The 13,193-nt window shown below is 37.8% G+C and carries 13 protein-coding genes; 11 read left to right on the top strand and 2 right to left on the bottom strand.

All coding sequences use genetic code 11. The annotated features are described in order from the left end of the window. Positions 1-26 precede the first annotated feature (26 nt). Complete coding sequence (locus AC07VK_RS08460) at positions 27-2,318, top strand: Tex family protein (RefSeq protein WP_492963715.1); 2,292 nt, start codon at positions 27-29, stop codon at positions 2,316-2,318. Between the two features lie 72 nt (positions 2,319-2,390). Here the strand turns inward: AC07VK_RS08460 and AC07VK_RS08455 are convergent, their stop codons facing one another. After that, a complete protein-coding gene (locus AC07VK_RS08455; protein ID WP_492963713.1) occupies positions 2,391-3,458 on the bottom strand; it encodes a mechanosensitive ion channel family protein in 1,068 nt (355 codons plus the stop codon). Between the two features lie 147 nt (positions 3,459-3,605). On the opposite strand from AC07VK_RS08455, the gene pnuC reads away from it, so the two are divergent. From pnuC to tsf, 8 genes are all read left to right on the top strand, one after another. Then, on the top strand, positions 3,606-4,268 hold the full coding sequence (gene pnuC / locus AC07VK_RS08450) for a nicotinamide riboside transporter PnuC (protein WP_492963711.1): 663 nt from the start codon (positions 3,606-3,608) through the stop codon (positions 4,266-4,268). Further along, positions 4,265-5,230, top strand: coding sequence for an AAA family ATPase (locus AC07VK_RS08445; RefSeq protein WP_492963709.1), 966 nt, complete (start codon positions 4,265-4,267; stop codon positions 5,228-5,230). The genes pnuC and AC07VK_RS08445 overlap by 4 nt, the downstream gene beginning before the upstream one ends. 43 nt (positions 5,231-5,273) lie before the next feature. Then, positions 5,274-5,813: an ORF6N domain-containing protein gene (locus AC07VK_RS08440; RefSeq protein ID WP_492963707.1), complete on the top strand. Its 540-nt coding sequence runs from the start codon at positions 5,274-5,276 to the stop codon at positions 5,811-5,813. A gap of 281 nt (positions 5,814-6,094) precedes the next feature. Further along, entirely contained in the window at positions 6,095-6,646 is a 552-nt protein-coding gene (locus AC07VK_RS08435; protein ID WP_492963705.1) for a hypothetical protein, read from the top strand. Between the two features lie 386 nt (positions 6,647-7,032). Then, positions 7,033-7,476, top strand: a complete 444-nt coding sequence (rplM, locus tag AC07VK_RS08430) for a 50S ribosomal protein L13 (RefSeq protein WP_010602007.1) — start codon at positions 7,033-7,035, stop codon at positions 7,474-7,476. 3 nt (positions 7,477-7,479) lie between these two features. Further along, positions 7,480-7,866, top strand: coding sequence for a 30S ribosomal protein S9 (gene rpsI, locus AC07VK_RS08425; protein ID WP_029279076.1), 387 nt, complete (start codon positions 7,480-7,482; stop codon positions 7,864-7,866). Positions 7,867-7,884: 18 nt separating this feature from the next. Beyond that, a complete protein-coding gene (gene rpsB, locus AC07VK_RS08420; protein WP_057931874.1) occupies positions 7,885-8,718 on the top strand; it encodes a 30S ribosomal protein S2 in 834 nt (277 codons plus the stop codon). A gap of 130 nt (positions 8,719-8,848) precedes the next feature. Next, on the top strand, positions 8,849-9,694 hold the full coding sequence (gene tsf / locus AC07VK_RS08415) for a translation elongation factor Ts (protein WP_492955995.1): 846 nt from the start codon (positions 8,849-8,851) through the stop codon (positions 9,692-9,694). Positions 9,695-9,915: 221 nt separating this feature from the next. Here the strand turns inward: tsf and AC07VK_RS08410 are convergent, their stop codons facing one another. Continuing rightward, positions 9,916-11,121 (bottom strand): purple acid phosphatase family protein, encoded by a 1,206-nt coding sequence (locus AC07VK_RS08410; RefSeq protein ID WP_492963703.1) that lies wholly within the window; start codon positions 11,119-11,121, stop codon positions 9,916-9,918. Between the two features lie 85 nt (positions 11,122-11,206). Between AC07VK_RS08410 and nagA the strand changes: the two genes are divergently transcribed. Beyond that, positions 11,207-12,298, top strand: a complete 1,092-nt coding sequence (nagA, locus tag AC07VK_RS08405) for an N-acetylglucosamine-6-phosphate deacetylase (RefSeq protein WP_492963701.1) — start codon at positions 11,207-11,209, stop codon at positions 12,296-12,298. A gap of 160 nt (positions 12,299-12,458) precedes the next feature. Then, positions 12,459-13,163: a UMP kinase gene (pyrH, locus tag AC07VK_RS08400; protein ID WP_086548079.1), complete on the top strand. Its 705-nt coding sequence runs from the start codon at positions 12,459-12,461 to the stop codon at positions 13,161-13,163. Positions 13,164-13,193 lie beyond the last annotated feature (30 nt).

The following is a 13,193-nucleotide window of genomic DNA, read 5'->3' as shown; positions in this document are numbered from 1 at the left end:
CTTCCTTTAATTTTTACCTTTAGGATATGTTAACCCACCATAAAATAATTGCAGCCGAATTAAAAGTTGCAGAAAAACAAGTAACGGCAACCATAAATCTGTTAGATGAAGGTGCAACGGTACCCTTTATATCGCGTTACCGTAAAGAGGCCACAGGCAGTTTAGATGAGGTTGAAGTAGCTGCAATCCGCGATCGGGTTTTGCAGTTGCGCGATTTAGACAAGCGCCGGGAAGCAATTTTGAAATCGATGACCGAGCTTGGCAAGTTAACACCAGAACTGGAAAAAAAGATCAACGAAGCAGAAACCATTTCGCTTTTAGAAGACATTTACCTGCCATTTAAACCTAAGCGTAAAACACGTGCATCGGTAGCAAAAGAGAAAGGCTTAGAGCCTTTGGCCTTGCAGATATTTGAGCAAAATGCTTTTGATTTAGAGGCATCAGCAGATAAATTCATCGATGCTGAGAAAGGTGTAAACTCACTTGACGAAGCTTTAGCAGGCGCAAGAGATATTATTGCCGAAATGATTTCTGAAAATGTGGAAGCGCGGACCAAAATGCGCACTTATTTTCAGGAAAAAGCTGTTTTTAAATCAGAAGTGATCAAAGGAAAAGAAGAAGAAGGCATTAAATATAAAGATTACTTTGAATGGAGTGAGCCGGTTAAAACAGCAGCTTCACATCGCGTTTTGGCTATGCGCCGTGGCGAAAAGGAATTAATTTTAAGATTAGATGCACTTCCACCAGCAGAAGATGCCATTGCCATTTTAGAGAACCAGTTTATTTTAGGCAATAATACCGCTTCAAAACAAGTTCAGCAGGCTTTAGAAGATGGCTATAAACGTTTATTGGAACCAGCTATGGAAACCGAACTTCGTGTATTTACCAAACAAAAAGCGGACGAAGAGGCTATCAGGGTTTTTGCCGAAAATGCACGCCAATTATTATTGGCAGCCCCAATGGGACAAAAAAATGTACTGGCTATCGACCCCGGTTTCCGTACGGGCTGTAAGGTGGTTTGTTTAGATAAACAAGGTCAGTTATTAGAAAACACAGCAATTTATCCCCATACGGGACAAGGGAATGTAAAAAATGCCGAATTTACCCTCCAACAGCTCTGTGAAAAACATAATGTTGAAGCCATTGCCATTGGTAACGGTACCGCAGGGCGAGAGACCGAGGCTTTTGTTCGTGCGTTGAATTTACCGCACATCACAATTGTAATGGTTAACGAAAGTGGCGCTTCGATTTATTCAGCATCAGAAGTGGCCAGAGAAGAGTTCCCTACACAGGATATTACCGTACGGGGAGCAGTTTCAATCGGTCGCCGTTTAATGGATCCATTGGCAGAACTGGTAAAAATCGACCCAAAATCTATCGGCGTTGGTCAGTACCAACACGATGTTGATCAGAATAAATTACAGGCAAGTTTGGATGATACGGTAATAAGTGCGGTAAACGCTGTGGGTGTAGAATTAAACACCGCCTCAAAACAAATTTTAGCCTATGTTTCTGGCTTAGGGCCAACTTTAGCACAGAATATTGTAGACTATAGAAATACGCATGGTGCTTTTAAAAACCGTGAAAGTTTGAAAAAAGTACCTCGTTTGGGCGACAAAGCTTACGAGCAGGCAGCAGGTTTCTTACGCATACGCAATGCGGAAAATGTTCTGGATACAAGCGGCGTTCACCCTGAACGTTATGCTGTAGTAGATAAAATGGCGAAGGATCTGGGTACTACCGTTTCTGCTTTGATGAAAGATACGCAACTGCAAAAACAGATTAAACCACAGCAATACGTAACCGATGAAATCGGATTACCAACATTAACGGATATTTTAAAAGAACTTGCAAAACCCGGCCGCGATCCACGTGAGCAGTTTGAAGCTTTTAGCTTTACCGATGGCGTAAATGAGGTTTCAGATTTAAGGATAGGCATGAAACTGCCTGGAATTGTAACCAACATCACCAATTTCGGCGCCTTTGTTGATATCGGCGTACACCAGGATGGCTTGGTTCACACTAGTCAGCTGGCTAACCGTTTTGTGGCTAACCCAAATGATGTGGTAAAAGTGCATCAAAAGGTAGAAGTTACGGTGATGGAAGTTGATGCAGCACGTAAAAGGATTTCGCTATCGATGAAAACTGAAGTTAGTCCGAAGTCTGAAGTCCGCAGTCGGGAGTCTAAAGAACATAAGCCTAAGCAAGAATACAAACCCAATAACAACAAGCCTAATTCCAAACCCCGTAATGAACCAAAAGATGCTGATGGCGATTTACAGGAAAAATTAGCAAAGCTGAAAGGCATGTTTAAATAATTTAGGGCAATTGTCATACTGAGCCTGTCGAAGTATTTAGGGAGTCTTCGACAGGCTCAGTATGACATGTAATTACTGTTTCTCAAACTCCAATCTCTTCTTCGGTAAACTTTCAGGATAATTTGTTTGAATAAACGAAATCATAGCTTCCCTTACATGGCAACGTAAATCGAAAGCCCTTGAAGAATTAGAAGCACTCATCAGAAATCGGACTTCGATGGCGCCATCTTTTGTACTATCGGTAACCTGTACCACATTTACACGTTTGTCCCAAAGTGGATTAGCATTCAATAACCTGGATAATTCTTGTCGCATCGGTTCAATAGGTATCGTATAATCCAGGTATAAAAAAACCGTTCCAAGCAGATCGGCGGAAACACGGGTCCAGTTTTGAAATGGTTTTTCAATAAAATAGGTAATCGGCAAAATTAACCGCCGCTGATCCCAGATATTAACCACCACATAGGTTAAAGTAATTTCCTCAACCTTACCCCATTCGCCTTCCACAATCAAAACATCGTCAATCCTGATCGGTTGGGTAAAGGCAATCTGAAAACCGGCCAATAAATTGCCGAGCGACTTCTGCGCTGCAAAGCCTATAATAATTCCGCCGATACCAACCCCGGTAAGCAGCCCTGCTCCGATTTTACGCATACTTTCAAAACTCAATAAAATAATAGCAGCAGTAATTAAAACAATAAGCGAAACCATAAACTTTCGAACAAACTGCAACTGCGTTCTGATCTTACGTTCTTTTAGGTTATTTTCTTTGTTAAGATCATATTTCAGGTAGAAATAATCTTCCAAAACGTTAATTGTCCTCACCAAAATAAGTGCAAAAGTAATCGTCAGGGCAATTTCTAATATTTTCGTTATTGGAAGACGATATGTTGGCGCCATCTCCATCAGCGTTAACGAAAAATTAAGGAGCAACAGGGGAATAAAAATAGCTACAGGTCTCCTCAAATGCTTTACTGTCGATTTTATAATGATAAAATCCCACCAACGCGAAAGCAGGATGAAAGTTTTGTGAATGATAAACTTGATTAAAATACCAAGAGATACTGCTATTACCCCTATAATGAGGTTCTTAAAAAACAAAGGGATTGGATAACCGAAAATCTGGTCGATATACTGCATAAACGAAATTTGTGGTTAATAAATACGGCGATTAGCCAATGGATATTCTTATAACAGCTATATTTTTGGATTGTTTGCCAACAGAAAACCAAGAGCCGCAAATAAATTATTTACATTAGCTTTTTGTAGATCTTCAAAAAAGAAAAGATGGATTTTTTCGATGCCAAAAGTATATTTTTCACGGTTCTTGAATATAAAATGAGCTATCTGGAATTCTTCGCGGTAATTACGGGGATTATTTCAGTTATTCTTTCAGCAAAAGCCAGCGTTTGGAGCTGGCCCGCTGGCATTGTTAATGTATTCTTATCGGCCTTTTTATATTACCAAAACCAGCTTTACCCTGATATGTTTTTGATGGCTTTCTTTTTTATAACCAACATTATGGGCTGGTGGCGATGGACAAATCCAAAACCAGAAGAAGAAGACAAAAACAAAGAACTTAAAATTAGTTTTATGCCTGTAAGGCAGTTTTTAACCTTATTGGCTATAGGTATTGTTGGCACATTGCTGATGGGAACCCTGGCCAGTCAGCTACACAACTGGCTGCCACTATTATTTAATTTACCTAGCGCTTATCCTTTTGTCGATTCATTTATTTTTGTAATGAGTGTAATTACCACTTTTTTAATGATCCAGAAAAGAGTAGAATGTTGGATTATCTGGCTGATCATTGATGTAGTAGCTACTTATTTATACTTTTTAAAAGGCATCAAGTTTATGGGGGTAGAGTATTTAATTTTTACCATCATTGCTGCTTTTGCTTTATGGCATTGGATAAAAGAATACAGAAACTATTCAAAAACCGCATGAAAAGGGGATTAGTGATTGGCAAGTTTATGCCTATTCATAATGGGCATATTGCGCTTATTGATTTTGCTGCATCACATTGCGATGAGCTGATTGTATCAATGAGTTTTACTCCTGCAGACAGGATTGATCCGGTTTTACGTTTTGAATGGATCAAGGAAATTTTTAAAGATCAAATCAACATCAAACCGGCCATTATTGCTGATGATTTTGATGATGAAACCCTGCTATTGGATGAAAGGACAAATACCTGGGCGATCAGGATGCGGGAGGTTTATCCAAAAATTGATATTCTTTTTAGCTCCGAGTTTTATGGAGCACCATTTGCATTTAACTTACAAGCCGAACACATCTTATTTGACGAGCCGAGAAAATCCATTCCCGTTTCAGCAACACTAATCAGAAACCATCCGTTTCAATATTGGGAATTTATCCCAAAACAAGTCCGGCCATATTTTGTAAAGAAGATTTGTTTCTACGGACCAGAAAGCACAGGAAAATCGACCATGGCCGAAAAAATGGCTATGCATTATCAAACTACCTTCGTTCCGGAAGTTGCGCGCGAATTAATTACCTCGAACGATATTACTGTTGATGACATTATCAAAATCGGGACAGCACAAACGGAAAGGGTAAAAGAAAAAACCAAAGTTGCGAATAAAATCATTTTTTGTGATACTGATTTAATTACGACAAAAATATACTCGCGATACTATTTAAATGAGATTCCGGATATCCTAAACGACCTTGAAAATGAAATCAGGTACGATTTATATTTTCTATTGGATATTGATGTAGAATGGGTAGCCGATCATCTCCGCGATTTTGGAGATAGGCGCCTGGAAATGTTTAATCTCTTTAAGGATGAGCTTGAAAAACGTGGAATAAACTATATTCAGATCAGTGGAAATTATGCAGAAAGGGAAGAAAAGATCAAAAAAATTATAGATTCAATTTTGGTTTAAAGCATCTATTTTTTGTATCTTCAATTCAAATCCAAAAAATGATATGACAGCGAAACAAGTGCTTCCTATCATCCCTGACAATATTGTATTTAATAAAATTTACGAGCTAAGAGGTCTTAAAGTGATGCTCGATAGCGATTTGGCCGAGCTTTATGGAGTAGAAACCAAGGTTTTAAATCAAAGTATCCGCCGAAACATAGAACGTTTCCCCAAAGATTTCATGTTCCAGCTAACCGGTGAAGAATGGGAATCTTTGAGGTCACAAATTGTGACCTCAAAAGGTAAAAGAGGTGGAAGAACCTATTTACCCAATGTTTTTACCGAACATGGTATACTCATGCTTTCGAGTATATTAAACAGCAAACAAGCTATTCAAGTGAATATCCAGATTGTTAGAATTTTTTCTCGCATCCGTCAATTTATTGTTGATAATGGCGAGCTCAAACTTGAAATCGAAGAGATTAAAAAGACGCTGAATAGTCATGATAAAAACATCGAATTGGTTTTTACCTACTTGGATAGACTCATCGATAAGAAAATTGGACCGAGAAAAAGGATTGGCTATATGCCTGATGATTTGTGATTTTTTAAGAAAATACTATTTTAGACTTTAATCAGATAATATGAAAGGATACATTTCCCCTACTCACAACCTTAAGTGTATTATTTTTTGCGTACTCAAAAACCAATAAAAAGATCTGAAAATGCTGATAACGATTTGCAGGAAAAACTGGCCAAGCTAAAGGGTCTCTAATTAAATAACTTTTCAAAACCTCTAACACTAAATTTATTATTGAATTTTCAATTAACCCCTCACAATAACATCGTAACTAAACAAATACTAAGCCTTGAACTTCAATTAAAATGAAAAAAATCTTTATTATCATCTTCCTAACTTTAGCATTCAGCAAAATAATATATGCTCAAGACGATTACATTATTAAGCTAAATGGCGATACCATAAAAGGAAAAATTCGCGAACAGGCCCTTTTAGGGAAAGAAATCATAAAAATAAGAGCAACAGGTGAAAAATCGTTTGTTAAGATTGATAATAGTGAGATAAGGGAATACTACAAAGAAAAAATTAAATCCACCTTTACAAGGAAAGCTTTACCAAATACTACAGATACTGTTTATTTAAAAATATGGGAAAAAGGTAAGGTAGATTTTTTTAGTTATTACAGGTCTTCGGGTCAGTTTACTCATGTTGACTATTATGTTTCAAAAGGTAACTCTCCATTATTAAGAGTAAAAACTAATGGAGTTTTCACTTCATCAAGAAATGAAAGACAACAAAGTTTATTTGACCTAATTAGCGATAGACCCGATTTAATTGAATCCTTTAAATCTATTAATGATTATAGTTTTCAATCAATACAGAAATTGATCAAGGCTTACAATGATTCTTTTAAATAGAAAACAAAACAGAGGATATTCGTTTACTTTCATAGTAAAACGTTCATGAAGATTTAATATGGTGTACCTTCTTTCATAATCTCACGCTGGGGTACGAAGAATCTGCAACCGATGAAACAGATTCTTTGTACCTCATAACGACAAAATTTATTTAAAAGATTTATCGTAAAGCCCGACTGAAACCAACCAAAGAATTTCTGGCTTTGCTTTTCACAACCTTAAAAAGATACAGCCTATTAGATGCTGAAATAAATTCAGCATGATCGCCAGGTAAAAACGCAAAACTTTTTTCAACCAACTATTTGATAATAAAAGTATTCTATCTATCTTTGCAGTCCCAAATTTAATGGGAATAATAAATTGTTTAATAAATTAAATACAAGCAAGTGAATACGTTAAGTTACAAAACTGTCTCGGCCAATGCGAAAACTGTTAACAAACAGTGGATTGTTGTTGATGCGCAAGGCGAGATTTTGGGGCGCTTGTCATCGAAGATCGCTATGATCATCCGTGGTAAAAACAAGCCTGAGTACACCCCACACGTAGACTGCGGAGATAACGTTATCGTTATTAATGCGGACAAGGTTAAATTGACAGGAAACAAATTCAGCGAAAAGCAATATGTTTCTTATACTGGTTATCCAGGTGGTCAACGTTTTATTTCTCCTAAGGAGTTAATGGCGAAACACCCTCAACGTGTAATCGAGAAAGCGGTACGCGGTATGCTACCGAAAACTAAATTGGGTAAAAAATTATACACCAATCTTTTTGTGTATGCTGGTGAAACTCACCCTCATGCAGCTCAATCTCCAAAAACCATTAAACTTTAAGAAATGTCAGTTACTAACACTTCAGGAAGAAGAAAAACAGCTGTTGCACGTATCTACTTAAAAGATGGTGCTGGCGCAATTACCGTTAACGGTAAAGATCACAAAGTATATTTCCCAACTTTACCATTGCAATATATCGTAAACCAAAGTTTAGAAGTTTCTGAACTTGTAGGTCGTTATGATATCACTGTAAATGTTCAAGGTGGTGGAGTAAAAGGACAAGCAGAAGCTGTTCGTTTAGCTATTGCTAAAGCGATTGTTGAACTAGATGCGGAGAAAAAACCTGCATTACGTGCTAAAGGCCTAATGACGCGTGATATGCGTATGGTTGAGCGTAAAAAACCAGGACGTGCTAAAGCTCGTAAGAAATTCCAATTCAGTAAACGTTAATCACAGGAGGCAAAGACAATGGCAAGAACAACTTATCAAGACTTATTGGATGCAGGTGTACACTTTGGTCACCTTACCCGTAAATGGAATCCAAAAATGGCTCCTTACATTTTCATGGAGCGTAATGGAATTCACATTATAGATTTAAATAAAACTTTAACTAAAACTGAAGAAGCTGCGGCTGCGATTAAACAAATCGTAAAATCAGGACGTAAAGTATTATTTGTTTCAACAAAAAAACAAGCAAAAGGAATCGTAGCTGAACAAGCTAAAAAAGTAAACATGCCTTTCGTAACCGAGCGTTGGTTAGGTGGTATGTTAACTAACTTTGCTACTGTTCGCAAGTCAATCAAAAAGATGTCTAACATCGATAAAATGACTAAAGACGGTACTTATTCGATCTTATCTAAAAAAGAGCGTTTAATGATTCAACGTGAGCGTATTAAATTAGAATCACTTTTAGGTGGTATTGCTGATTTAAACCGTTTACCTGCAGCTTTGTTCTTAATTGATGTTAAGAAAGAGCACATCGCAGTTACTGAAGCGTTAAAATTAAACATCCCTACTTTTGCGATGGTTGATACTAACTCTGATCCTTCTAACATCGATTTCCCTATCCCGGCGAATGATGATGCTACAAAATCGATCTCTTTAATTACTGATGTAATTATCAAAGCTATTGAAGAAGGTTTAGATGAGCGTAAACGCGAAAAAGATGATGAGGCTGAAAAAGAAGCAGTAGCTGCTAAAGCTGCCGCTGATGCTCCAGAAGCAAAAGAGCCAAGACGTAAAAAAGCTGCTGAGGCAGAAGTTGAAGCGTCAGCATCAGAAGAAACTAAAACAGAAGAATAGTAATATTTTTTTAATTGCAGGTTACTGGTTTCAGGTTTTAAGTTGGCTTAACATGAGTTTAACTTGGCGCTTGTAACTTGTAACCTGTAATTGTTATAACAAGATTGTAAAATTTAAAAAAGGAAATAAAATGTCTACAGTACAAATTACTGCCGCTGATGTAAATAAACTACGCCAACAAACTGGTGCTGGTATGATGGATTGCAAAAAAGCTTTAGTAGAAGCTAATGGCGATTTCGAAGCTGCTGTTGATTTATTGCGCAAAAAAGGTCAAAAAGTATCTGCCGCTCGTTCTGGTAATGCTACTTCTGAAGGTCTGGTATCAATCAATGTTTCAGCGGATGGCACAAATGGTAAATTACTTGCTTTAGCTTGCGAAACTGAACCTGTTTCTAAAGTTGAAGATTTCCGTAATCTAGCTCAGGCCGTTTTAGCTGCAGCAGTTGCCAACAATCCTGCTACTGCTGAAGAATTATCAGCGATTACTTTGGAAGATGGACGTACAGTTGCCGAAACCATAACTGAACTAACCGGTAAAATCGGAGAGAAAATCGTTATTCAAGAGTACGCAAATATATCTGGCGAAAAAATCGTTTCTTATATCCACTCTAATGGTAAAATGGGTGTTTTAGTGGTATTTGAAGGCGCTAATGGCGTAGATATTACTGAAGCTGGTAAAGATGTTGCCATGCAAATTGCTGCAATGAACCCAGTTGCTGTTGATAAAGACGGTGTTGATCCTGCTACTATCGAACGTGAAATTGAGATCGCTAAAGACGTTATCCGTCAAGAAGGCAAACCAGAAGAAATGGTTGAGAAAATTGCTGCTGGTAAATTGAATAAATTCTACAAAGACAGTACTTTATTAAACCAGGAGTTTGTTAAAGATAGCGCTATGGATGTGCGTAAATATTTAGATAACACTTCTAAAGGTTTAACAGTATCTGCTTTCAAACGTGTACAATTAGGTGCATAAGCACTTCTAGAATAATAAAAAGCTCCCAAAAAATTTTGGGAGCTTTTTTTATGCGTGGTATTCCTACAATTCCCTTCCTCTCTCCATTCCAATACCATTACGCATTTCAATAGAAGAAGACATCGTCATCTCGACTGAAACGCTCTCTAGATAGATTTCTCGACTCCGTTGCACCCGATAGCTATCGGGGCCGCTCGAAATGACGATCGCTTAAGTTTTACCTATTTCCTCAAAGCAGTATAAGCACCAACTTCCTTACCCGAATCATCGAGCATACTCGCCACAAGTTTATTTCTATCAGCTTTTATCTTGGTAATTGTTCTTGTCCCTGTCCTCGGGCCACCACCAATAATTAAAGGGTAATGGTTTAATGCTTTATCAGGTTGGTGCACCATGTACTTATGAGTATGGCCACTTAAAACCAAGTCTACTTTACCCTGATTTAACAATGGCTCAAATAGCTCAGTGCAATGTTTTGGTCCATGCGCATCGCCGGAAAAGCGTGGTGGAATATGCATCATCACAACTCTAAACGGTGCTTTTTTAAATTCTCTTGAATTTATTTCTGTTTTCAGCCATTCAGCCTGTTGAAATCTATAATCATCAAAATCTACAATACCCGCGTATACTGGATGCGCATCTTCTTTATCTTCACCAGTATCTAAAATTACAAAACGAACAGGCCCTAAGGTAAAAGCTGCGTGGCCAACATGCATATAATACTGCGGAAATTCGCGTGCAAATTTACCTCTTGTTTCGTGATTGCCCCTTACGTAAATAAAAGGGATACGTTTTGCAAAACTATCTACACAAGGCTGGAGCATATGTTCGATAATCTGTTTCTCATCAGTTTGATAATCGAATATATCTCCGTTAAAGAAAATAAAGTCTTGCTTCTTGTCCTGAACCAGCCCTAACAATTGAGGGATTGATTCTGGGCGATCGTGCGTATCATTCATCATTAAGAATGAAACCTCCTCTTTCGCTCGGTCGGCATTCACAAATTCCTCTACAGCACTGCTTACCGTTACACCATAGGTTAATTTGTAGGGCTGGAAGTCTTTAATTTCTTTCGAAACAATTTTATAATAATATTTTGTTCCTGGTTTTAAATTTTTGAGCGTTACAGCATTTAACTTACTATTAGCCTGCATCAAGCCCAACTCGGCCTTTCCATATGCTTTTTGACTTAGCTGGTCAGCCTGCTCCCCAAATTCTACCCAACCTGCAGCATTTTTATTGGTTAACCAAAGAATGGTCATTTCATTATTGAAATTGGTTTGGAGATAAGGACCTACTGCAATTTTAAAACCTTCTTCCTCAGCGGGTACAGCTGCAATCGCCATTGTTGGAGCTACCAAAGCAGCAGCACCTAAAGTGAGTCCGGCCTTTAAAAAACCTCTTCTATTAGACTGATTTTCATTCATTTGGTTATTTTATCTTATTACCCAAATATATACCTACAATATTTAACTTTGACCGTGTAAGATTAAATTTACTCAAACGTTTGATATGCCTAAAGTAATTTCCAATATCTCCTATTTCCAGGGCAACGATTTAAAAAAAAATCAGGACATCATAATTAATGGTGCTCTAATTTCCAATATTAATGAAAGCAGCAACAAAGAAACCAGCCCTTCGCTTGTTATACCAGGTTTTATAGATTTACAGATTTATGGTGCCGGCGATAGGTTATTTTCAGCCGAGCCAAGCACCGAATCATTAAGTATCATGGAAAATGACCTGCTTAAAAAAGGCACTACAGGCTTTTTAGCTTGCATGGCAACAAATTCTCCTGAAGTTTTTGATGAATGTATCAAAGCAGCTAAAGAACACCGTACATCTGCAAAAAACTTTATGGGCTTACATTTAGAAGGACCGTTTTTAAATCCGAAACGCTTAGGTGCCCATGTTCCTGCCTTTGTACGTAAAGCCTCACTGGATGAAATTAAGAAACTGATTGATTTTGGTGATGGTGTAATTAAAATGATGACGATAGCGCCGGAAATCCAGGATGATGAAGTCATCCAACACTTACTAGACCATGGTGTTGTGGTTTCATTAGGGCATAGTAATGCAACTTTTGATGAGGCAACTAGTGCTTATAACAAAGGCATCCAAACCACTACTCACCTTTTTAATGCCATGAGTCCAATCCATCACCGTGAACCGGGTATTCCGACCGCTGTTTTTAGCCACGACAAAGCTATGGCCAGTATTATTGCCGATGGGCAACATGTAGATTTTGCAGTAGTAAAGTTTGCTCAAAAACTATTAAGAGAACGTTTGTTCCTCATCACCGATGCGGTTACTGCTTGTTCAATAGGGCCATATCAGCATGTTCAAAAGGGCAATAAATATGTGATGCCCGATGGTACGCTTTCCGGCTCATCGCTCACCATGTTAGAAGCGGTCAGAAATTGTGCATTACATTGTGATATCAGCTTAAATGATGCAGTTAAAATGGGAACGCTCTACCCTGCCCAATTGATCGGAATAGAAAATCTTACTGCCACGATAGAAACCGGGCATCAGGCAAACTTATTGGTACTTGATGATGATCTGAATTTAAAAGAAGTCATATTTAAAGGCGAAACGATATAAGTCCAAAGACCTGCCAAACACCATAAAAACGATATCACAAAAGGAACAATATTTTATTTATTGTTCCTTTTTCTTTAAATGAGCATTTCTATTTAAATATTTACATCAATTATTAAAAAGCATAGCTTGGTATTAAAAAAATGTTAATATTTTTGAGGTCATGAAATACAAACGCATCCTATTAAAGCTTAGCGGAGAATCGCTAATGGGCGACAAACAATATGGAATTGATAATGAACGCGTTAAACAATACGCAGAAGATATCAAAGCCGTGCACGATAAAGGTTTAGAAATCGCAATCGTAATTGGAGGAGGAAATATTTTTAGAGGTTTAAGCGCCGAAAAAAGTGGGATGGACAGGGCACAGGCCGATTATATGGGCATGTTGGCAACCGTTATCAACTCTATGGCCCTGCAAGATGCGTTAGAAAAAGTGGGTATTAAAACACGTTTACTTACCGCCATTAAAATGGAGCAGATCTGTGAGCCATTTATCCGCAGAAGAGCTGTTCGCCATTTAGAAAAAGGCCGTGTGGTTATTTTTGGTGCAGGAACGGGAAATCCATACTTCACAACCGATTCTGCAGCAGCTTTGCGCGCTATCGAAATCAAAGCTGATGTTGTTTTAAAAGGAACACGTGTTGATGGGATTTATACAGCCGACCCTGAGAAAGATCCATTGGCCACTAAATATGAAGAAATTTCTTTCAGGGAAGTTTACGATAAGGGGCTTAATGTAATGGATATGACCGCATTTACCCTTTGCGAAGAAAACCAAGTGCCGATTATTGTGTTTGATATGAACAAACATGGCAATTTCATGAAAATCGCCAATGGCGAACCTATTGGAACCTTGGTTAAATAAGGAATAAAAATTATTATTTTTGTAGAAATA

It is taken from the genome of Pedobacter sp. GW821-FHT01D05 (genome assembly GCF_059422505.1).
The sequence above is the reverse complement of the archived record's forward strand: the minus strand, read 5'-3'. Positions and strand labels throughout refer to the sequence as shown.